This is a genomic window from Rhodopseudomonas palustris (assembly GCF_003031265.1).
Lineage (GTDB): Bacteria > Pseudomonadota > Alphaproteobacteria > Rhizobiales > Xanthobacteraceae > Rhodopseudomonas > Rhodopseudomonas palustris_H.
In genome coordinates this window covers 4,023,939-4,045,603 of the sequence record NZ_CP019966.1, presented here as the reverse complement: position 1 = coordinate 4,045,603, position 21,665 = coordinate 4,023,939, and the positions used below count along the sequence as shown (strand labels likewise).

Genomic DNA, 21,665 nt, shown 5'->3' with positions numbered 1-21,665 from the left:
GGGGCATCAGGTGTTTCGTTGGCACTTCCGGGGGAGGGTAAATGTGCTGTTAATTTGAAGTAATTGAGCGGCGAAGTCCTTGTTCTCGGCACGCCGATACCGTGGTCCGGACCAGCGCGACGCAAGCTGCTTCAAAATCGGACAAACTGTATCAAATTGTTCTGTTTGGATTTCAGCTTGATTCATAAATCGGCGGGCGCCTTTTCATTGTCGTGTGCCGATGCCGCTAAGAACCACGTCCGTCGGTTCGTAAACCTTCCACGGTTGAGAGCGCCGTCGATCCATTTCACACGCCATTCGGCGAGCACACTCTGTTCCTTGGGGACTGTTGCACGTGCTTTCTGCGCCTGCGAGTGCCGGTGCTGAGGGGTAATTGCTGATGGCGCGGATCAGGCGAAGCTGATCAAGCTGCCTCTCCATGTTTCTAGATCCGCTCGTTGCGGATGTGTCTCGCCAGCTTCCTAAGTGTGGCGGTCGGCTGACACCTTTGGGGCCAGAACGTCGTGGTTGACGCGCGGTTAACAGCGCGTCGCATTTCGTTTCAATACAGAGAAACACTTCCACAATGTGTTGCGATTAGGTTGCCTCGAACAGAGGTCGACTGACGGAAGAGGGTTACGGATCGATGCCGTCCATCGTTTCACCGGCGCGAGCAATGGCTTGCAAATTTCGTCGTAACCGGAAGGGCTCTGCGGCCGTCGAATTTGCGATCGTTGCCCCGATTTTCTTTGCGTTGCTGTTCGCGATCATCGAAGTGGCCATGATCTTTTTCGCCAGCCAGGTGCTGGAGACCGCGGTTCAGGATTCGTCGCGGCTGATCTTTACGCGGCAGGCTCAGAATTCCTCGATGACGCAGGATCAGTTCAAGACCGAGATCTGCAAGCGTCTCGTCTCGCTGTTCGACTGCAACGGCGTCCGCGTCGACGTGCAGAATTATGGCAGTGACTTCAGCACCGTGAACATCACCACACCGATCGATACCAACAAGAATTTCGTCGACAACATGCAGTACAACATCGGCAAGGCCGGCGACATCATTGTGGTTCGCGCCTTCTATCAATGGCCATTGTTTGTCACCGGTCTCGGCTTCGACACCTCAAATCTTGCCGGCGGTAAGCGACTTCTGTCGGCAACCGCCGCGTTCCGCAACGAGCCTTGAGCGAGTAGCGCGATGCGGTCCAGTTTCCAACGTCTTGTCTTTGTTCGATCGCTCGTGTTGCTGCGACGGCTGCAACGCGATCGCCGCGGCGTGGCCGCGATCGAGTTCGCAATCATCGTTCCGGTGATGCTGGTGATGTTTCTCGCAACCGTTGAAGTCACGTCCGGTATCGCCGTCGACCGCAAGGTGACCTTGGTGGCGCGGACGTTGTCTGATCTGGTGTCGCAGTCGACCAGCGTTACTGACAATGACCTCAAGAATGTGTTTGCCGCGAGCTACGGCGTGTTGACTCCGTATTCGGCGACGCCGGTCAAAGCGACCATCACCGAGGTCTTCGTCAACAAGAACCAGGTTGCCACGGTACAGTGGAGCAAGACGGGGGCCGTCACGCAAAGTGGTAGCTCGGCTACCGCGACGGTGACGAACTCGACCCGGCAGACGGGCGACACCATCACGATTCCGGACGGCCTCAAAGTCGCCAATACCTATCTGATCTTGAGCGAAGTCAGCTATCAGTATCAGCCGACGGTCGCGTACTTCATTCCCCAGGCTGGTATTAGCCTGACCGACCAGTCCTACACGCGGCCGCGACAATCGCTTTGCGTGTTGTACGGCACCACGGTGTGCCCGACGAACTAAGCCTCTTCCTCTTTAGTGCTCACCCGCCGGCTTTTGCTAAAGAGGCATCCCAAAATGAAAGAGGCCGCGCTGTTAACGCGGCCCCATTCGGTTCAGAACCTAAATCTGCTCAGCTTGCAGCGCGCAGATTGTCGGCCGACGACTTGCCAGAGCGGCGATCGGCGACGATTTCGTAGCTGATCTTCTGGCCCTCGCGCAGGGTGCCGAGACCGGCACGCTCGACAGCGCTGATGTGCACGAACACGTCGTTGCCGCCATCATCCGGCTGGATGAAGCCGTAGCCCTTGGTCGCGTTGAACCACTTCACGGTTCCCATGCTCACGGGTGGTAGTCCCTTCTCAATATAGACACGGTCGATGCCCACTTTGTCTCGGTGGGCTGGTGAGATCGAATTTTTGGAAGGGTCGTCAGCGTTCTGAACCGGCTGTACCGGTGGATAGCTAATGTCGTCCGGCCGAAAATCGATTAACAGATATTATGCGAAGCCTGTCCCCAAAACAATCCTGGCATGCGCGATTTTTTGAGCCGCGGAGGTTCCGGAAGTAGGGGGGCTGTCGGGCGCTTTGCCGGTCGGCAAAGCGCCTTGTTGTTAGGCAGTCTGCCTTAGCGACGGCGGAACTGACCGCGCGGCGGACCGCTGCGCGGCGGGCCACCCGGACGCTCGTCCTTATGACGGAAGATCAGCCGACCTTTTTCCAGATCGTACGGGGACATCTCGACCGTGACCCGGTCGCCAGCCAGCGTCTTGATGCGATTCTTCTTCATCTTGCCGGCGGTATAGGCAACGATTTCGTGTCCGGTATCGAGCTGCACGCGGTAGCGCGCGTCGGGGAGAATTTCGGTCACCAGTCCTTCGAACTGGATCAGCTCTTCTTTGGCCATCGGTATCTCCAGATCGGCTGTTCGTTAGCGGTGGGGGCGGTGCTGATGAGCGGTCGGTGCGGGACGGTTTTTGCGCTGCAAAAACGCGACGCCCTGCAGACCCTCACCGTTGCCACCGTGCTGGGAGCGCGGCGCTGCCTCGTGGCGGCTGGCGTCCGACTGGCGGGCAGGCCCGGCTGCGGGACCGTGGCGCCGACGATTCTTTCCCCGCGCCGGTGCATCGCCGCTGCGCGGAGAATGGCCGTGAGGCGCTTGACGGGGACCGCGATGCGGCGGCGGGGTGGGAGCGGCGTGGGCGCCCGGGGTACGACGATCTTCCTTCGGCAACGACACCTTGATCAGTTTTTCGATGTCGCGCAGATACGCCATCTCTTCGCCGGCGCAAAGCGAGATTGCAGTGCCGTCCGCTCCGGCGCGCGCGGTGCGGCCGATACGGTGGACGTAGGTCTCCGGAATGTTCGGCAGGTCGAAGTTGACCACGTGCGACACGCCGTCGACGTCGATACCGCGCGCGGCGATATCGGTCGCTACCAGGGTGCGCAATTCGCCGGTACGGAATGCCGCCAGCACGCGCTCGCGGTAGTTCTGCGACTTGTTACCGTGGATCGCGTCGGCGGTAATACCTGCCCGCGCGAGGCCCTTCACCACCTTGTCGGCACCATGCTTGGTGCGGGTGAAGACCAGTGCCTGATTGACCTTGTCGTCCTTGAGGATCTGAGCGAGCGCGGCCGGCTTGGCGGAATGGTCGAGCTGGATCACCCGCTGGTTGATCCGCTCCACCGTCGAGGACACCGGCGTCACCGCCACACGGGCGGGGTCCCGCAGCATCTGCTCGGCGAGGTCGGCGATGTCCTTCGGCATGGTGGCCGAGAAGAACAGTGTCTGCCGCTTGATCGGCAGCTTGGCGACGATTTTCCGGATGTCGTTGATGAAGCCCATGTCGAGCATGCGGTCGGCTTCGTCCAGCACCAGGAATTCGACATGCGCGAGTTTGAGCGCGTTGCCCTGGACGAGGTCGAGCAGGCGGCCCGGAGTGGCGACGAGGACGTCGACGCCGCCCATCAGGCTGCGAACCTGGCGGCCCATCGGCACGCCGCCGATCGCCAGCGCGGCGCTAAGATGGATGTGGCGGCCATAGGCGTTGAAGCTGTCGAGGATCTGGCCGGAGAGCTCGCGGGTCGGGCTCAGCACCAGCACGCGGCAGGTCTTGGAGGCCGGCTTAATCCGGTTCTGCAGCAGGCGGTGCAGGATCGGCAGCGCGAACGAGGCGGTCTTGCCGGTGCCGGTCTGGGCGATGCCGACGACGTCGCGGCCGGCGAGGGCGAGGGGGATAGTCTGCGCCTGGATCGGCGTGGGGGTGTGGTAGTTTTCTTCCTGAAGAGCGCGAGCGATCGGATCGGCGAGGCCGAATTCCTGAAATGAGGTCAAAAGGTTGGTTCTTTCCATCATGAAAGCAAACGCCCGACGGAGCCCGTCGGGAGCGCTTGGAAACTCTGAGACGCTCGCGTGTCCGGAACGTCGGCTATTATCGGATGAAAGGCGAACCAGAAACCGCTGTTCAGGACAGAACGCGGGATCAGAACACGCGGCTCGCAACGACCTGATGATTCTCTAGGTCTCTCACAGTCATATGGAACATCGCTGCACTGCTTTCAAGGTCCAATTGCTGTTCCTTCGCGATTGGCAGGAAAGTGCAATAATTAATCAGCTTGCGAACATTTGATTGTTTTCTGTGCTGAATGGCCAATGTGCGGTCATTGCTTCTGCCCATTCATTGGGCTGACGTGCTCATGGCGAACTTTGCTCAAATACGAATTGTCCCGCGCGATCATCGCCTTAGGCGCATCCGAGGGCATGGCATACTTCTTGCGATCTTCGTTGCCGCAGACGGCCGTTGGGGCCGCGCATCATGTCTGCGTCAGGGAGATGACACCTCATGCGTATTGAAACCAAGCGACTCGGAGCGACCCCGATCAGCCGCCGGAGCTGGCTGGCCGCGGCGGCCGGTCTGGCTCTGGGCCTGTCGGCGTTCGGGCCGGCCAAGGCGGCGGACGACACCATTAAGGTGGGCGTGCTGCATTCGCTGTCCGGCACCATGGCGATCAGCGAGACCACGCTGAAAGACACGGTGCTGTTTCTGATCGACGAGCAGAACAAGAAGGGCGGCGTGCTCGGCAAGAAGCTCGAGGCGGTGGTGGTCGATCCGGCGTCGAACTGGCCGCTGTTTGCGGAGAAGGCCCGCGAACTGATCACCAAGGACAAGGTCTCGGTGGTGTTCGGCTGCTGGACCTCGGTGTCGCGCAAGTCGGTGCTGCCGGTGTTCAAGGAGCTGAATTCGATCCTGTTCTACCCGGTGCAGTACGAAGGCGAGGAGAGCGAGCGCAACGTGTTCTACACCGGCGCCGCGCCGAACCAGCAGGCGATCCCGGCGGTCGACTATCTCGCCAAGGAAGAAAAGGTCGAACGCTGGGTGCTGGCCGGCACCGACTACGTCTATCCGCGCACCACCAACAAGATCCTCGAAGCCTATCTGAAGTCGAAGGGCGTCAAGTCCGAAGACATCATGATCAACTACACCCCGTTCGGTCACTCGGACTGGCAGACCATCGTCGCCGACATCAAGAAGTTCGGCTCGGCCGGCAAGAAGACCGCCGTGGTGTCCACCATCAACGGCGACGCCAACGTGCCGTTCTACAAGGAACTGGGCAACCAGGGCATCAAGGCCACGGACATTCCGGTGGTGGCGTTCTCGGTCGGCGAAGAAGAGCTCGCCGGTATCGACACCAAGCCGCTGGTCGGCCATCTCGCCGCCTGGAATTACTTCCAGTCGATCAAGACCCCCGAGAACGAGCAGTTCATCAAGGACTGGCAGGCCTACACCAAGAATCCGAAGCGCGTGACCAACGACCCGATGGAAGCGCACGTGATCGGCTTCAACATGTGGGTGAAGGCGGTCGAGAAGGCCGGCTCGGTCGATCCGGACAAGGTGATCGACGCGCTGCCGGGCACCAAGGCTCCGAACCTGACCGGCGGCATCTCTGAAATGCTGCCGAACCACCACATCACCAAGCCGGTGTTCATCGGCGAGATCAAGGCCGACGGCCAGTTCGACGTGGTGTGGAAGACCCCGGGCCTGGTGCCGGGCGACGCCTGGTCTAAGGAGCTGGAAGGCTCGAAGGACCTGATCGGTGACTGGGTGACGCTGAAGTGCGGCAACTACAACACCGTGACCAAGAAGTGCGGCGGCCAGGGCACCTGACGGTTCGCCTGATCATCCGCTGACGTCCGACAAGCGAGAGGGCGGCGACGCCGGTGCGCGCCGCCCTTTCCATCCTCCGACGCACCTTCATCCTTGCCGGGATACTTCAGTGCCTCTCATCCATCTGACGCGCATTCTGTTTGCCGCGGTCGCGATCGCGTTCGCCACATTGGGGAGCTTGCCGGCAGTGGCCGGTCCCTATGAGGACGCCATCGCGCAATTCGCCCAAGATTCCTTCTCCGACAGCGAGGACGCGATCGGCAAGCTGGTCGCCAGCGGCAATCCGCGCGCTGCGGTGATCATCACCGCGCTGCAGGACGGCAAGCTCTACGCCGATCCCGACAGCAAGGCGGCTTTCATCAAGACCGACGACGGCAAGATCGCCAATGCGGCGACCGGCGAGGCGGTCGGTGCGCTGCCGGCCAAGGCCAGCGCGGTCCGGCTCAACAACAAGCTGCGCCGCGTCGTCGCCGGCGCGATGGCCGGCCTGACTCTGCTGTCGCCGGATCTCGACAAGCGAATCCAGGCGGCGCAGTCGGTATTCAAGTCGCACGACGAGACCATGCTGCCGACCGTCGAGGCGGCGCTGAAGGCGGAAAAGAATGCCGCCGCCAAGCGCGCCTTCACTGAGGCGCGGGCGTCGATCCTGCTGTTCAAGCAGGGCGCTTCCGATGCCGACAAGCTGGATGCAATCGCCACCATCAAGGCGCGCGGCGATCAGGAGGCGATGGCGCTGCTCACCGGCGCGCCGTCGAACCAGAGCCCCGCTGTCGCCAGCGGCATCGCCAGCGCCAAGGCGTCGATCGAGCGCAATCTGGCGATCTGGTCGATGGTGCAGAACGCCTGGTACGGGCTGTCGCTCGGCTCGGTGCTGCTGCTCGCCGCGATCGGTCTCGCCATCACCTTCGGCGTGATGGGCGTGATCAACATGGCGCATGGCGAGATGGTGATGCTCGGCGCCTACACCACCTTCGTGGTGCAGGAGGCGATCCGCACCCGCTATCCGGCGCTGTTCGACTATTCGCTGCTGATCGCGGTGCCGCTCGCCTTCCTGGTCGCCGGCGCGATCGGCGTGCTGATCGAGCGCACCGTGATCCGCTTCCTCTACGGTCGTCCTTTGGAAACGCTGCTCGCCACCTGGGGCCTGTCGCTGATCCTGCAGCAGGCGGTCCGCACGCTGTTCGGCCCGACCAATCGCGAGGTCGGCAATCCGAGCTGGATGAGCGGCGCATTCGAACTCGGCGAGATGACCATCACCTACAACCGGCTGTGGATCCTGTGCTTCACGCTGGCGGTGTTCGCCCTGCTGCTGGCGATGCTGCGCTACACCTCGCTCGGCCTGGAGATGCGGGCGGTGACGCAGAACCGCCGGATGGCGGCGTCGATGGGGATTGCTACGTCGCGGGTCGATGCGCTGACCTTCGGGCTCGGCTCCGGCATCGCCGGCATTGCCGGTGTAGCGCTGTCGCAGATCGACAACGTCTCGCCGAACCTCGGCCAGAGCTACATCATCGACAGCTTCATGGTGGTGGTGTTCGGCGGCGTCGGAAACCTGTGGGGCACGCTGGTCGGCGCGTTCTCGCTCGGCATCGCCAACAAGTTCCTGGAGCCGGTCGCCGGCGCCGTGCTCGGCAAGATCGCCATCCTGGTGCTGATCATCCTGTTCATCCAAAAGCGCCCCCGCGGCCTGTTCGCGCTCAAGGGCCGGGCGGTGGAGGCATGAGGATGATTGGAATGCACCACCTCCGCTCCGCGCCGCAGCCGAACTCCCTCTCCCGCCTGTGGGAGAGGGCTGGGGTGAGGGCACTTGCCACGGGCTCAGTGCTCGCTGCTGCGGTTCACCCTCCCCTGGAGGGGGAGGGTCGCTCGCGCAGCGAGCGGGGTGGGGTGGCGAAGAGTTCATCCGCCGTGCCCGCGGTTCACCCCACCCCGGCGTGCACCGCGCTTCGCGAGCTACCCGCCGACCCTCCCCCTCTAGGGGAGGGTGAAGAAGGCTCCGGTGCGATGGCTTTCGAAGCTCTCGATGCGATCGCTTTGCGTGTATGCGTGAGGGACGTGCGTGGTGTTGCGGTGCGGGGGCTGTGCCAATGACCCCGCACATCCTCACCCGCTCGCTCGATCGCGGGGCGACGATCTTTCTGGTGCTGCTCGCCGCGATCGGAATCCTGCTGCCGCTGCTCAATCTGCTGACGCCGGAGTCGTCGGCGCTGCACGTGCCGACCTATCTGATCTCGCTGTTCGGCAAATACGTCTGCTACGCGCTGCTCGCGCTGTCGATCGACCTGATCTGGGGCTATTGCGGCATCCTCTCGCTTGGCCACGGCGCCTTCTTCGCGCTCGGCGGCTACGCGATGGGCATGTATCTGATGCGTCAGATCGGCACCCGCGGCGTCTATGCCAATCCGACCCTGCCGGACTTCATGGTGTTTCTGAACTGGAAGGAACTGCCCTGGTACTGGTACGGCTTCGACATGTTCTGGTTCGCGGCGGTGATGGTGCTGCTGGTGCCGGGCCTGCTCGCGTTCTGTTTCGGCTGGCTGGCATTCCGCTCCCGCGTCACCGGCGTGTATCTGTCGATCATCACGCAAGCGATGACCTATGCGTTGCTGCTGGCGTTCTTTCGCAACGATTTCGGTTTCGGCGGCAATAACGGCCTGACCGATTTCAAGGACATCCTAGGCTTCAACGTCCAGGCCGACGGCACCCGCGCGGCGCTGTTCATGCTGAGCTGTCTGGCGCTGGCGATTGGCTTCTTCATCTGCCGGGCGGTCGTCACCTCCAAGCTCGGCAAGGTGCTGATCGCGATCCGCGATGCCGAAAGCCGCACCCGGTTCCTCGGCTACCGTGTCGAGTCCTACAAGCTGTTCGTGTTCACGCTGTCGGCGTGCATGGCCGGCGTCGCGGGCGCGCTGTACGTGCCGCAGGTCGGCATCATCAATCCGAGCGAATTCGCCCCCGGCAATTCGATCGAGGCGGTGATCTGGGTCGCGGTCGGCGGTCGCGGCACACTGGTCGGCGCTGCGCTGGGTGCGATCGTCGTCAACTACGCCAAGACGGTGTTCACCTCCGGGCCGCTGGCGCCGTATTGGCTGTTCATGCTCGGTGCCCTGTTCGTGGCGGTGACGCTGCTGCTGCCGAAGGGCATCGTCGGCACCGTCAATGCCTGGCTGGCCTCGCGCAAGCTGCCGCCGACCGATGCCGCGGACAGCGCGGCGCGGGAAGACGGCGTGATCCAACCGAAGCCGGCGGAGTGACGTCATGAGCATGCTCGAAACCCGCTCGACCTCGGCGATGTTGTATCTCGACGGCGTCCATGTCTCGTTCGACGGCTTTCACGCCATCAACAACCTCTCGCTGACGCTGGAGCCCGGCGAGATGCGGGCGATCATCGGCCCGAACGGCGCCGGCAAGACCACGATGATGGATATCATCACCGGCAAGACCAAGCCGGACAAAGGCGAGGTGGTGTTCGACGGCACCGTCGACCTCACCAAGCTCGACGAGACCGAGATCGCCAAGCTCGGCATCGGCCGCAAATTCCAGAAGCCGACGGTGTTCGAAAGCCAAACCATCGAGGATAATCTGCTGCTGGCCCTCAACGTCGATCACAGCGTCCGCGGCACGCTGTTCTGGCGGCGGAGCAGGGACGAGAGTGAGCGGATCGAGCGCGTACTCGACATCATCCGCTTGCGCGACGCCCGCGACCGGCTCGCCGGCTCGCTGTCGCACGGCCAGAAGCAGTGGCTTGAGATCGGCATGCTGCTGGCACAGGACCCCAAGGTGTTGCTGGTCGACGAACCGGTCGCCGGCATGACCGACGTCGAAACCCAGCAGACCGCGGAGCTGCTGCGCGAGATCAACAGCCACGACAAGACCGTGATGGTGGTCGAGCACGACATGACCTTCGTGCGCGAACTCGGCGTCAAGGTCACGTGCCTGCACGAAGGCACGGTGCTGGCCGAGGGCACGATCGACGACGTGTCTGCCAATGAGCGGGTCGTGGAAGTGTATCTGGGGCGCTGAGGATGATTCTTGCTGGGTTGTTTCTCGCGCCGTCTCCCCACGCTGCACCGTCATCGCCCGCGCTGGCGGGCGACCCAGTATCCCAGGGCGCCGCGTGTTTACCGCAACGCTGCGGCGTACCGGATCCCCCGCATCCGCGGGGGGATGACGGCCGTGGACGGGACGACGGCCGTGCCGAGTACGCCGGCTCTTGCTGAAGTTACATATTGAGGACGAGCCCATGCTCACCGTCGACAACATCAATCTGTACTACGGCGCCGCGCAGGCGCTCCGCGGCGTGTCGATCGCGGCGGAGCCCGGCAAGGTCACTTGCGTGCTCGGCCGCAACGGCGTCGGCAAGACCAGCCTGCTGCGTGCGCTGGTGGGCCAGCAGCCGATCTCGTCCGGCGCGATCACCTTCGACGGCACCGACATCTCGCATCTGAAGCCGTATGAGCGAGCGCGGCGCGGCATCTCGCTGGTGCCGCAGGGCCGTGAGATCTTTCCGCTGCTCACGGTCGAAGAAAACCTCAAGACCGGCTATGCGCCGCTGAAGCGCGCCGACAAGTCGATCCCCGACGACGTGTTCTCGTTGTTTCCGGTGCTCAACTCGATGCTGAAGCGGCGCGGCGGCGACCTGTCCGGCGGCCAGCAGCAGCAGCTCGCGATCGGCCGCGCGCTGGTGATGCGGCCCAAGGTGCTGCTGCTCGACGAGCCGACCGAGGGCATTCAACCGTCGATCATCAAGGACATCGGCCGGGCGATTTCGTATTTGCGCAATCTCGGCAACATCGCCATTGTGCTGGTCGAACAATATCTCGATTTCGCCTGCGAGCTCGGCGACAGCTTCGCGGTGATGGATCGCGGCGCAGTGAAGTACACCTGCGACCGCGCCAGCCTCGACCCCGCCGAGATCAGCCGGCAGATGGCGCTGTAGGACGGCTTTTGACTCATCAGCTTCGGCATCACCACGCGCGCCTCTCTTCACCTCTCCCCGCGCGCGGGGAGAGGTCGATCGGCGTCGCGCAGCGATGCCGATCGGGTGAGGGGGCGCTTCCGCAGAGCCGAGAGTCTGCGACCCGCGTCGCCTCTCGCCCCAGCCCTCTCCCCGCAACAGCGGGGCGAGGGAGCTCGCCGTGCTCGGGACGAGGGAGCTCGCTGCCTTCCTGGCGTCGCGGACGCTCGACATGATCGCGACCGATACCAGCCTCATCACCTCGCAGACCTTCGCCGCCAATCGCGCGGTCGGCGAAGTGGCCGTCGAGGTGCGGGCGGATGACGGCGTCACGCGGCGCGGACCGGTGCACGAAGCCGGATCGCTCCGCGTGCGCTTTCCATCGCCGGAGCAGCAGGGGCTGTCGGCTGTGCTGGTGAATACCGCCGGCGGCGTCGCTGGTGGGGATCGCTTCAGCATCAGCCTCGACGTTCAGGCCGATGCGCGGCTGACGCTGACCACGGCGGCGGCCGAGAAGGTGTATCGCTCGCATGGTCCCGCCGCGCAGCTCGATATCAACCTCAAGGTCGCGAGTGGCGGCCATCTGGCGTGGCTGCCGCAGGAGACCATCCTGTTCGATCAGGCGCGCGCCGAGCGACGGATCGATATCGAGCTTGCGGACGATGCTTCGCTGCTGCTGTCCGAGATGGTGATCTTCGGGCGCTCGGCGATGGGCGAGACCATGCAGCACGGCCGCTTCGTCGACCGCTGGCGGATGCGGCGGGGCGGCAAACTAGTGTTCGCCGAAACCGTGCGGCTCGATGGCGAGATCGGTGCCCTCTTGGCACGCCCTGCAGTGGCCAAAGCCGGCGTCGCGATCGGCACCGCATTGATTGCGCCGGGCGATGCGGCGCTGGTCGAGCGGCTGCGCGAGGCGGCCGATACGTTCGGCGCCGAGCTTGGGATTTCGGCGTGGAATGGGTTTGCAATGGCCCGGTTCTGCGCCCAAAATGCCGCGAAGCTGCGCGCCGACATGATGACCGTTCTCGGCCGCGCCGCCGGCCGCGCGCTGCCACGGTTGTGGCTGAGTTGATCCCGCGTCACGTCCGAATTTCAGGCTCATTCGATCGAGTGCCTTCATGAACCTCTCCCCCCGCGAAAAGGACAAGCTGCTGGTCTCGATGGCAGCGATGGTCGCCCGCCGCCGGCTCGAGCGCGGCGTCAAGCTCAACCATCCCGAGGCCGTGGCGCTGATCACCGATTTCATCGTCGAGGGCGCGCGCGACGGCCGCAGCGTCGCCGAGCTGATGCACGCCGGCGCCCAGGTGATCACCCGCGACCAGTGCATGGACGGCATCGCCGAAATGATTCACGACATCCAGGTCGAAGCCACATTCCCCGACGGCACCAAGCTCGTCACCGTGCACCAGCCGATCAGGTAGTGGCGGTGTGTTTCCCTGTCGCCCATCCTTCGAGACGCGCCCTGCGGGCGCTCCTCAGGATGAGGGCCGTGCGAGTCGAAGCCCTCATGGTGAGGAGCCCGGCGGCGCTCGAAGAGCGTAGTCGGGCGTCTCGAACCATGAGCTTGTAGGAGAAAGTCGATGATCCCCGGTGAACTGTTCATCGAAGACGGCGAGATCGAGCTCAACGCCGGGCGCGCCACGGTAACGCTGACGGTGGCCAACACCGGCGATCGGCCGATTCAGGTCGGGTCGCACTATCATTTCTTCGAAACCAACCCGGCGCTGCAATTCGACCGCGACAAGGCCCGCGGCATGCGGCTCGACATCGCGGCCGGCACCGCCGTGCGCTTCGAGCCCGGCCAGAGCCGCGACGTCCAGCTCGTCGCGCTCGCCGGCAGTCGCACGATCTACGGCTTCCGCGGCGACGTGATGGGCAAGCTGTAATGACGGATCTCGTGCTGGTGTCTCGCGCTGCCGACTTCGCCGCGCGAAAACATGCCGGGACGCGGCGCAAGGGCGCCGACAAGGAGCCTTATGTCAATCACCTCGCCGAGGTTGCGCTGCTGCTGACGGTCGCGACGGAGGGCGCTGATGCGCCGCTGGTGGCCGCCGGCTGGCTGCACGACACCATTGAGGACACCGGCGTCACGCGCGACGATCTCGCCGAGCTGTTCAGCGAAGACGTCGCCGAGCTGGTGGTCGCCTGCACCGACGACAAGACGCTGCCGAAGGCCGAGCGCAAGCGGCTGCAGATCGAGCACGCGCCGCATCTGGCGCCGCGCGCCAAGATGATCAAGCTCGCCGACAAGATCAGCAATCTTCGCTCGCTGATCCTGTCGCCGCCGGACGATTGGGAACGCGACCGGCTGCTCGACTATCTCGATTGGGCCGAAAAGGTCGCGGCCGGCTGCCGCGGCGTCAACGATCACCTCGAACGTTTATTCGACGAAACCGCCGCGCGCGGGAGGGCCGTGTTGTGAGCACCAAGATTGCACGTTCCGTCTATGCCGACATGTTCGGCCCGACCACCGGCGACCGCGTCCGGCTCGCCGACACCGATCTGATCATCGAGGTCGAGAAGGATCTCACCACTTACGGCGAGGAGGTAAAGTTCGGCGGCGGCAAGGTGATCCGCGACGGCATGGGCCAGTCGCAGGTGACCAACGCAGGCGGCGCCGCCGACACGGTGATCACCAACGCGCTGATCGTCGACCATTGGGGAATCGTCAAAGCCGACGTTGCCATCACGGCCGGCCTGATCACCGCGATCGGCAAGGCCGGCAATCCGGACATCCAGCCCAATGTCGATATCATCATCGGCCCCGGCACCGACGTGATCGCCGGCGAAGGCAAGATCCTCACCGCCGGCGGCTTCGACAGCCACATCCATTTCATCTGCCCGCAGCAGATCGAACATGCGTTGATGAGCGGCGTCACCACGATGCTGGGCGGCGGCACCGGGCCGTCTCACGGCACCTTCGCGACCACCTGCACCCCGGGCCCGTGGCATATCGGCCGGATGATTCAGTCGTTCGATGCGTTTCCGGTCAATCTCGGCATCTCCGGCAAGGGCAACGCCGCGCTGCCCGGCCCGCTGAAGGAGATGATCGAAGGCGGGGCCTGTGCGCTCAAGCTGCACGAGGACTGGGGCACGACGCCGGCGGCGATCGACAACTGCCTCACCGTCGCCGACGAATACGACATCCAGGTGATGATCCACACCGACACGCTCAACGAGTCGGGCTTCGTCGAAGACACCGTGAAGGCGTTCAAGGGCCGCACCATTCACGCCTTCCACACCGAAGGCGCCGGCGGCGGCCACGCGCCGGACATCATCAAGGTCGCGAGCCTCGACAACGTGCTGCCGTCGTCGACCAATCCGACTCGGCCGTTCACCAAGAACACCATCGACGAGCATCTCGACATGCTGATGGTGTGCCACCATCTCGATCCGTCGATCGCCGAGGATCTCGCCTTCGCCGAGAGCCGCATCCGCAAGGAGACGATCGCGGCCGAAGACATCCTGCACGACCTCGGCGCGCTGTCGATGATGTCGTCGGACAGTCAGGCGATGGGCCGGCTCGGTGAAGTGATCATCCGCACCTGGCAGACCGCCGACAAAATGAAGAAGCAGCGCGGCGCGCTGCCGCAGGACTCCTCGCGGAATGATAATTTTCGCGTCAAGCGCTACATTGCCAAGTACACGATCAATCCTGCGATCGCCCATGGTGTGTCGAAGCTGATCGGCTCGGTCGAGACCGGCAAGATGGCCGATCTGGTGCTGTGGTCGCCGGCGTTCTTCGGCGTCAAGCCGGACTGCATCATCAAGGGCGGCAGCATCGTCGCGGCGCCGATGGGTGATCCCAACGCCTCGATCCCGACGCCGCAGCCGGTGCACTATCAGCCGATGTTCGGCGCCTTCGGCAAGGCGCTGACGGCGTCGTCGGTGGTGTTCACCTCGCAGGCCGCCGCTGCCGGCAATCTCGCCCGCGACCTCGGCATCGCCAAGAAGCTGGTCCCGATCAGCAACGTCCGCGGCGGCATCTCCAAGAAGAGCATGATCCACAACGACGCCACGCCGAAGCTCGAAGTCGATCCCGAGACCTACGAAGTCCGCGCCGATGGCGAACTGCTGACCTGCGCGCCGGCTGAAGTGCTGCCGTTGGCGCAGAGATACTTTATGTTCTGAGGGGTAAGCGAAGCACAGCAGCCGCCACACCAACAATCGTCATCCCCCGCGAAAGCGGGGGACCCAGTATCCCAGAGCGTTCGCCTTTGGCGCTGGATTCCGCGACGAACGCCCTGGAATACTGGGTCGCCCGGTCAAGCCGGGCGATGACGGTGGTGTGGGCGGCGAGGTGCGCGCTCACTGGCGCCTCAAGCATCGTGCCATCCCCTTTGCATCCCCGACGCATCCGCCTAATGTCCCGCGCGCCGGCGCATGTCCGGCCTTGCAGACACAAACCGCCGGGAGGAATATTCGTGATCTATGTCGTCGCCACTTTGACCGTGAAGCCCGAAATGCGTGCCGAACTGATCGCCGCTGCCAAAGCCTGCATCGCCGAGACGCGCAAGGAGCCCGGCAACATCGCCTACGACCTGCACGAGAGCGTCACCGAATCTTCCAAGATGGTGTTCGTCGAGCAGTGGGAAAACGCCGAAGCGCTGGAGCCGCATCGCAAGGCCGAGCATATGAAGACGTTCGGTCGCGTCGCCGTCACCTGCTTCGCCGCGCCCCCCAAAATCGAGATCATCACGCCGGCGAACGTCGTCACCAGATAGGAGACACCATGATCCGCGCCACCGCCGTCCGCGGCCAGCATCGCTGGACCGACACCCCGGCCGACACCGTCGTGCTCGATTTCGACGATCGGCATCGCCGCCGCATGGCGATGACCGGGACGCGGGGACTGTCGTTCCTGCTCGATCTGGAGCAGGCGGTGGCGCTGCGCGGCGGCGACGCCCTGGTGCTGGAAGACGGGCGTCTGGTGGAAGTGGTCGCGGCTCCGGAGCCGCTGCTCGAGATCCGCGGTCATGATCCGCAGCACCTGGTGCGGCTCGCCTGGCATCTCGGCAACCGCCATCTGCCGACGCAACTGATGGCCAAGGCGCTGCGCATCCGCCGCGACCACGTCATCGCCGACATGGTCCGCGGCCTCGGCGGCAAGGTGGTGGAGATCGAAGCGCCGTTCGATCCGGAAGGCGGCGCCTACGCACCGGCGCACGACAGCGGCGAGGCGGCGCACGCGCACCACGATCATGCTCACCACGATCATGCTCACCACCATGATCATGGCCATCACGATCATGGTCATCATGGTCACGCGCATCACGACCACGACCACGATCACGGTGATGGCGGCTGCTGCGGGCATGACCATCATGGCCACGACCATCATGTCCATGACGAGCACTGCGGCCATTCGCACAAGCATGAGCACTGAGCCGGAGGCGTCGGCGCAGCCGCTGCCGGCGGAGCAGAGCGCCGCGCTGTTCCGGCTGATGACCTGGCTGTCGCCGGCATTTCCGGTCGGCGCGTTCTCGTATTCCAGCGGCATCGAATGGGCGGTGGAGGCGGGCGACATCACCGACGCTGCCAGCTTGCGCGATTGGCTCGACGCGATGCTGCAGCATGGCGCCGGGTTCTGTGACGCAGTGTTGCTCAGCCACACCTATCGCGCCACCGAGCGCAGCGACGATGCCGGCCTGTCCGCCGTCGCCGAACTCGCCGCGGCGTTCGTCACCTCGGCGGAGCGCCAGCTCGAAACGCTGTCGCAGGGCCGCGCCTTCATCGAGATCGCCCGCAAGGCCTGGGACAGCGACGGCCTCGGCCGTGCGGTGGCGGCATGCGGCGAGGCGATCGCCTATCCGGTTGCGGTCGGTCTCGTCAGCGCCTCGCACGGCGTGCCGCTGTCGGCGACGCTGCACGGCTTCCTGCATGCGGTGACGTCGAACTGGATCTCGGCCGGCGCCCGCCTGATCCCGCTCGGCCAGACCGACAGCCAGCGCGTGCTCGCCGCATTGGAGCCCGCGGTGATCGCCACCGGGACCCGCGCGCTCGCCGCATCACTCGACGACCTCGGCAGCGCCACCTTCCGCGCCGACCTCGCCAGCCTGCGCCACGAGACGCAGTACACGCGGCTGTTCCGGTCGTAGGACCACCCCGTCATTCCGGGGCGCTTGCACAGCAAGCGAACCCGGAATCTCGAAGTCGCCAGCCTGTCAGATTCCGGGTTCGCGCTGCGCGCGCCCCGGAATGACCACGGTGGGGGAATGAGAACTCGCCGCACGAAGGCGAGTGATCGGAACTACCCCACCATCCGGTCGCGGCCGGCCCAGAAGCCGGCGCGCAGGACTTTCTTGTCGATCTTGCCGACGCCGGTCATCGGCAGTTCGGGGACGAACTTGACCTGTTTCGGCGCATGCGCCGAGCCCTTGCGGGTTTTCACCAGCTCGATCAGTTCGCGCTCGTCGGGCTTAGTGCCGGGCTTGGCGACCACCACCGCGGTGACGGCTTCGCCCCATTTGTCGTCGGGCACGCCGACCACCGCGACCATCGCGACATCCTGATGCGTCGACAACACGTCCTCGACCTCGCGCGGGAAGATGTTGAAGCCGCCGGACACGATCATGTCCTTCTTGCGGTCGAGAATATACATGTAGCCGCGGTCGTCCTGCTTGGCGATATCGCCGGTGTGCAGCCAGCCGCTCTTCAGCGTTTCGGCGGTCTGCTCCGGGCGCTTCCAATATTCCGCCATCACGTGCGGCGCGCGCACGCAGATCTCGCCGGCCTCGCCGAGCGGCACTTCCTGATCGTTCTCGTCGAGAATCCGGGCATCGCAGGCCGCGATCGGGAAGCCGCACGACAGGAACAGCTCCGGCTGCTTCGGATCGTGATCGGCCTTGCGCAGCACCGACACCGGATAGCACTCGGTCTGGCCGTAGAGCTGCGAGAACACCGGGCCGATCCGCTCGATGCCTTCCACCAGCCGCGTCGGCGACATCGGCGAGGCGCCGTACAGCACCAGATCGAGCGACGACAGATCGGTCTTGGGAAGAGACGGATGATCGAGCAGCACATAGACCATCGTCGGCACGAACAGCGTGAAATTGATCTTTTCGCGCTCGATCGTCTGCAGCACCGCTTCGGGATCGAAACCCTTCATCATGTGGATAGTGCCGCCGCGGATCAGCGACGGCAGCACCTTGGTGCCGGCGACGTGGCTGATCGGCGCCACGGTGAGATAGCGGGGATCGAACGGGATCTCGAAATCGGCCAGGATCGCATTGGCGAAACCGGCGTTCTCGCGATGGTGGCGCAGCGCGCCCTTGGACTTGCCGGTGGTGCCGCCGGTGTAGTTCAGCACCGCGACGTCATCGAGCCGCGCAAAGTCGCGCGCCGTGGCGCTGCCGGCCTGATCCAACGCGATCAGCAGATCGAGCCCGTAGTCGGCACGGCCGACGGTGAAGACGTGGCGCAGGCCGGTCGCCTGGGCGGCAAGCTCGCCGCCGCGCTCCAGGAAGGCTGCGGCGTCGACGATCAGCACCGCGGCTTCGGAGTCCTCGATCTGATCGAGCTGATCCTGGCGCGAGCCGAGCGGATGCAGCCAGGTGATGGCGAAGCGGCAGAGCTGCGCCGCGACGCCGGCGCACCAGGTCTCGGCGCGATTGGCGGTGAGCAGCGCGACCCGCGTGCCGGGCTGCAGGCCGAGCCCCATGAATACCTTCTGGATGCTGCCGATCATGTCGGTGGCGCCGCGATAGCTCAAGCTGCCGCCGGGCCAGGCGAACGCGGTGCGCGACGGATAGCGCGCCAGCGCTCGCAACGTTTGCGTGCCTGCGGTCGGAAAGGCGTTGAGCTCGGCAGTCATGGCGTCGTGTCTCCCTTGTCTTTGTCATCGGCTGTTGGGCGTGCCAATGTTCGGCAACGACACTAGCACGGCAGACCCGTGCCGTTGCAAACAGAGCAGGAGGAAACTGCCGTGAAATCATCCGACCGTCTGGCGCGCTTCGGCGATCGTCTCAGTTTGCCGCTGATTGCGGCACCGATGTTTCTGGTGTCGGGCGTCGATCTGGTGGCTGCGGCGTGTAGTAGCGGCGTGATCGGATCGTTTCCCACGGTGAATTGCCGTACGACGGAACAACTCGGTGACTGGCTCGGCGAGATCAACCGCCGAATCGCGGCGCACGAGCAGGCGAGCGGCCAGCGCGCCGCGCCGTGGTGCCCCAACCTGATCGTACACCGCTCCAACGCGCGGCTCGGCGACGACCTGAAGCTGCTGCTGCAGCATCGGCCGGAGGTGGTGATCACCAGCGTCGGCTCGCCGCAACCGGTGATCGCGCCGCTGCACGATGTCGGCGCGATGGTGCTGGCCGACGTTGCGAGCATTCGTCATGCCGAACGCGCGGCAGCGGCCGGGGTTGACGGCCTGGTGCTGCTCACCGCCGGTGCCGGCGGCCAGACCGGGTGGCTCAATCCCTTCGCCTTTGTGCGTGCGGTGCGGCAATTCTTCGACGGCGTGATCGTGCTCGCCGGCGGCATCAGTGACGGCGTGGCGCTGCGCGCCGCGATGACGCTCGGCTGCGACCTCGGCTACATGGGCACCAAGTTTATCGCCACCGAGGAGAGCGTTGCCGATCCGCGCTACAAGGCGATGCTGGTGGAGGCGAGCGCCGATGACATCCTGCTCACCAAGGCGTTCACCGGGCTGCAGACCAACATGCTGCGGCCATCGATCGTCGCCGCAGGGCTCGATCCCGACGATCTGCCGGAGCGCGGCGGCATCGATATCGGCAAGGATATCGATGTCGGCGCACGGGAGGATCGACCGAAGCGGTGGCGCGATATCTGGAGCGCAGGCCATTCGGCGTCGGGCATCGGCGGCATCGTGCCGATCGCCGAGCTGGTGGCGCAGACCACGGCCGAATTCCGCAGCGCGGCGTAAGCTGCGCCGGCCATCGACGGCCGTGCGGCGCCGTGGCATGCTTCGGCGATAAACAAAAACACTCTCGGGAGACTACGCCATGAGGAGCTTTCGCGTCACCGATTTCGGCAAACCGCTGAGCGAAGACAACCGGCCGACGCCGGAATTGACCGGCACGCAAGTGCTGGTGCGCGTCAAGGCCGCCGGCATCTGCCACAGCGATCTGCACATCTGGGAAGGCGGCTATGAACTCGGCCACGGCCGCAAGCGGCTGTCGCTGCAGGATCGCGGCGTCGCGCTGCCGCTGACGATGGGGCACGAGACCGTCGGTGAGATCATCGCCGCCGGTCCTGATGCCAAGGACGCCAAGATCGGCGAGATCGCGCTGGTGTATCCGTGGATCGGTTGCGGCGAATGTGATGTTTGCAAAGCCGGCGACGAAAACATGTGCCTGAAACCGCGGTTTCTCGGCGTGTATTGCGACGGCGGCTATTCGGACGAACTGATCGTGCCGCATCCGCGCTATCTGCTCAGCCTCGATGGTCTCGATCCGGTCACCGCGGCGCCCTATGCATGCTCCGGCATCACCACCTACAGCGCGCTGAAGAAGCTCGACTTCTGCCTCGACAGCCCGATCGTGATCTTCGGCGCCGGCGGACTCGGACTGATGGCCCTGGAGCTGCTCAAAGCAATGGGCGGCAAGGGCGCCATCATGGTCGATATCGACGCAGCCAAGCGCGACGCGGCACAGAAGGCCGGCGCGCTCGGCACCGTCGATGCTGCGGCCCCCGAGGCGCTGGCGCAGATCGCCGCCATCGCCAAAGGCCCGGTGCGCGGCGCGCTCGATCTGGTCGGCAATCCGCAGACCGCGCAGCTCGGCTTCGATTGTCTCACCAAGGGCGGCAAGTTGGTGATCGTCGGCCTGTTCGGCGGCGGCGCCCCATGGGCGCTGCCGTTCATCCCGATGCGCGCCATCACCATCCAGGGCAGCTACGTCGGCAATCTTGCGGAGACGCAGGAATTGCTCGACCTCGTCCGCGCCAAGAAGGTGTCGCCGATCCCGGTCACCAAGGTGGCCTTGCCGCAAGCCTATGACGCGCTGCTCGATCTGCAGAAGGGCAAGCTGGTCGGCCGCGCGGTGCTGACGCCGTAGGCTCGTACATCGCCTCCGTCATTGCGAGGAGGCGAAGCCGACGAAGCAATCCAGTTCGGTGCACGCGGCTGGATTGCTTCGCTCCGCTCGCAATGACGGGGGAGATTGCCTGCTATTTGTCGCCCGCCGCGATGCGTTCGGCTTCCGCGACATCTTCCGGCGTATTGGCGTTGAAGAACGGATCGAATGGCGTCACCGGCCATTCCACCTCGGTGCGCCGATAGCGCGCGGTGAAGCGTTCGACCTTGCGGATGTCCTCGTCGACCAAGGCGGTTCGCAGCGCCTCGCGCAGCGCAACCGGCCACAGCGCGATCACCGGATGCAAGTGGCCGTCGGATGCCGCCACGGCAATCTCGGCATTCTGAGCGAGTCGGGCCTGACCGAGCCGAGCCACCAGATCGCGCGGCAGAAACGGACAATCGCCCGGCACGGTCAAAACATGCTGCGCGTACGGCTGCGCCGTCGCCGCCCATTCCATCGCTGCCAGCACGCCGGCGAGCGGGCCGGGGAAGTCGTGCACCGTATCGGCGATCACCGGCAGGGCGAAGCGGCCGAACCGGCTCGGGTCGCCATTGGCGTTGAGCGCCAGCGCGCCACATTGCGGCTGCAGGCGCTCGATCACATGAGCCAGCAGCGGCCGGCCGGCGATCGACCGCAGTGGTTTGTCGCCGCCGCCCATCCGGCGGGCAAGGCCGCCGGCCAGGATGACGGCGGGTGGTCGAACATCAGCCATTGCGCACTCCGCACCAC

General features: G+C 64.7%; 22 protein-coding genes. 17 read left to right on the top strand and 5 right to left on the bottom strand.

Annotation, left to right across the window (positions count from 1 at the left end; translation table 11 throughout):
• Positions 1 to 625 precede the first annotated feature (625 nt).
• Together RPPS3_RS18845 and RPPS3_RS18840 are read left to right on the top strand one after the other, a co-directional pair.
• Positions 626 to 1,159 carry a TadE/TadG family type IV pilus assembly protein gene (locus RPPS3_RS18845; protein ID WP_107345429.1) on the top strand — a complete coding sequence of 178 codons (534 nt, stop codon included), beginning with the start codon at positions 626 to 628 and terminating at the stop codon, positions 1,157 to 1,159.
• A 12-nt stretch (positions 1,160 to 1,171) separates the two neighbouring features.
• Entirely contained in the window at positions 1,172 to 1,798 is a 627-nt protein-coding gene (locus RPPS3_RS18840) for a TadE/TadG family type IV pilus assembly protein (RefSeq protein WP_107345428.1), read from the top strand.
• A 109-nt stretch (positions 1,799 to 1,907) separates the two neighbouring features.
• Here the strand turns inward: RPPS3_RS18840 and RPPS3_RS18835 are convergent, their stop codons facing one another.
• The 3 genes from RPPS3_RS18835 to RPPS3_RS18825 form a co-directional block, all read right to left on the bottom strand.
• On the bottom strand, positions 1,908 to 2,120 hold the full coding sequence (locus tag RPPS3_RS18835) for a cold-shock protein (protein WP_011440687.1): 213 nt from the start codon (positions 2,118 to 2,120) through the stop codon (positions 1,908 to 1,910).
• Between the two features lie 281 nt (positions 2,121 to 2,401).
• The gene (gene infA, locus RPPS3_RS18830; RefSeq protein WP_011159210.1) at positions 2,402 to 2,680 is read right to left on the bottom strand and encodes a translation initiation factor IF-1; all 279 of its coding nucleotides are present in this window, start codon (positions 2,678 to 2,680) and stop codon (positions 2,402 to 2,404) included.
• A 24-nt stretch (positions 2,681 to 2,704) separates the two neighbouring features.
• Entirely contained in the window at positions 2,705 to 4,126 is a 1,422-nt protein-coding gene (locus tag RPPS3_RS18825; protein ID WP_199852233.1) for a DEAD/DEAH box helicase, read from the bottom strand.
• 490 nt (positions 4,127 to 4,616) lie between these two features.
• On the opposite strand from RPPS3_RS18825, the gene urtA reads away from it, so the two are divergent.
• From urtA to RPPS3_RS18755, 13 genes are all read left to right on the top strand, one after another.
• Positions 4,617 to 5,939: an urea ABC transporter substrate-binding protein gene (gene urtA / locus RPPS3_RS18820; RefSeq protein ID WP_107345426.1), complete on the top strand. Its 1,323-nt coding sequence runs from the start codon at positions 4,617 to 4,619 to the stop codon at positions 5,937 to 5,939.
• A gap of 109 nt (positions 5,940 to 6,048) precedes the next feature.
• Positions 6,049 to 7,662 (top strand): urea ABC transporter permease subunit UrtB, encoded by a 1,614-nt coding sequence (gene urtB / locus RPPS3_RS18815; protein WP_107345425.1) that lies wholly within the window; start codon positions 6,049 to 6,051, stop codon positions 7,660 to 7,662.
• Between the two features lie 364 nt (positions 7,663 to 8,026).
• Positions 8,027 to 9,193, top strand: a complete 1,167-nt coding sequence (gene urtC, locus RPPS3_RS18805) for an urea ABC transporter permease subunit UrtC (RefSeq protein WP_107345423.1) — start codon at positions 8,027 to 8,029, stop codon at positions 9,191 to 9,193.
• A gap of 4 nt (positions 9,194 to 9,197) precedes the next feature.
• Positions 9,198 to 9,962, top strand: coding sequence for an urea ABC transporter ATP-binding protein UrtD (gene urtD / locus RPPS3_RS18800; protein ID WP_107345422.1), 765 nt, complete (start codon positions 9,198 to 9,200; stop codon positions 9,960 to 9,962).
• A gap of 220 nt (positions 9,963 to 10,182) precedes the next feature.
• Positions 10,183 to 10,878 carry an urea ABC transporter ATP-binding subunit UrtE gene (gene urtE, locus RPPS3_RS18795; protein ID WP_107345421.1) on the top strand — a complete coding sequence of 232 codons (696 nt, stop codon included), beginning with the start codon at positions 10,183 to 10,185 and terminating at the stop codon, positions 10,876 to 10,878.
• 250 nt (positions 10,879 to 11,128) lie between these two features.
• Positions 11,129 to 11,968 (top strand): urease accessory protein UreD, encoded by an 840-nt coding sequence (locus tag RPPS3_RS18790; protein WP_199852232.1) that lies wholly within the window; start codon positions 11,129 to 11,131, stop codon positions 11,966 to 11,968.
• Positions 11,969 to 12,014: 46 nt separating this feature from the next.
• On the top strand, positions 12,015 to 12,317 hold the full coding sequence (locus RPPS3_RS18785; protein ID WP_011159202.1) for an urease subunit gamma: 303 nt from the start codon (positions 12,015 to 12,017) through the stop codon (positions 12,315 to 12,317).
• Positions 12,318 to 12,476: 159 nt separating this feature from the next.
• Complete coding sequence (locus tag RPPS3_RS18780; protein ID WP_107345419.1) at positions 12,477 to 12,782, top strand: urease subunit beta; 306 nt, start codon at positions 12,477 to 12,479, stop codon at positions 12,780 to 12,782.
• Positions 12,782 to 13,318, top strand: coding sequence for an HD domain-containing protein (locus RPPS3_RS18775; protein WP_107345418.1), 537 nt, complete (start codon positions 12,782 to 12,784; stop codon positions 13,316 to 13,318). The genes RPPS3_RS18780 and RPPS3_RS18775 overlap by 1 nt, the downstream gene beginning before the upstream one ends.
• Complete coding sequence (gene ureC / locus RPPS3_RS18770) at positions 13,315 to 15,027, top strand: urease subunit alpha (protein ID WP_107345417.1); 1,713 nt, start codon at positions 13,315 to 13,317, stop codon at positions 15,025 to 15,027. Before RPPS3_RS18775 ends, ureC begins: the two co-directional genes overlap by 4 nt.
• 293 nt (positions 15,028 to 15,320) lie before the next feature.
• Positions 15,321 to 15,620: a putative quinol monooxygenase gene (locus RPPS3_RS18765; RefSeq protein ID WP_107345416.1), complete on the top strand. Its 300-nt coding sequence runs from the start codon at positions 15,321 to 15,323 to the stop codon at positions 15,618 to 15,620.
• 8 nt (positions 15,621 to 15,628) lie between these two features.
• The gene (locus tag RPPS3_RS18760; protein ID WP_107345415.1) at positions 15,629 to 16,282 is read left to right on the top strand and encodes an urease accessory protein UreE; all 654 of its coding nucleotides are present in this window, start codon (positions 15,629 to 15,631) and stop codon (positions 16,280 to 16,282) included.
• Positions 16,272 to 16,994: an urease accessory protein UreF gene (locus RPPS3_RS18755; RefSeq protein WP_107345414.1), complete on the top strand. Its 723-nt coding sequence runs from the start codon at positions 16,272 to 16,274 to the stop codon at positions 16,992 to 16,994. The genes RPPS3_RS18760 and RPPS3_RS18755 overlap by 11 nt, the downstream gene beginning before the upstream one ends.
• Positions 16,995 to 17,146: 152 nt before the next feature.
• Here RPPS3_RS18755 and RPPS3_RS18750 read toward each other — a convergent pair whose 3' ends face one another.
• On the bottom strand, positions 17,147 to 18,709 hold the full coding sequence (locus RPPS3_RS18750) for an AMP-binding protein (protein WP_107345413.1): 1,563 nt from the start codon (positions 18,707 to 18,709) through the stop codon (positions 17,147 to 17,149).
• Positions 18,710 to 18,820: 111 nt separating this feature from the next.
• On the opposite strand from RPPS3_RS18750, the gene RPPS3_RS18745 reads away from it, so the two are divergent.
• Positions 18,821 to 19,783: an NAD(P)H-dependent flavin oxidoreductase gene (locus tag RPPS3_RS18745; protein WP_107345412.1), complete on the top strand. Its 963-nt coding sequence runs from the start codon at positions 18,821 to 18,823 to the stop codon at positions 19,781 to 19,783.
• A 79-nt stretch (positions 19,784 to 19,862) separates the two neighbouring features.
• Positions 19,863 to 20,915, top strand: coding sequence for an alcohol dehydrogenase (locus tag RPPS3_RS18740; protein WP_107345411.1), 1,053 nt, complete (start codon positions 19,863 to 19,865; stop codon positions 20,913 to 20,915).
• 112 nt (positions 20,916 to 21,027) lie between these two features.
• Here RPPS3_RS18740 and mobA read toward each other — a convergent pair whose 3' ends face one another.
• Complete coding sequence (gene mobA / locus RPPS3_RS18735; RefSeq protein ID WP_107345410.1) at positions 21,028 to 21,648, bottom strand: molybdenum cofactor guanylyltransferase MobA; 621 nt, start codon at positions 21,646 to 21,648, stop codon at positions 21,028 to 21,030.
• Positions 21,649 to 21,665 lie beyond the last annotated feature (17 nt).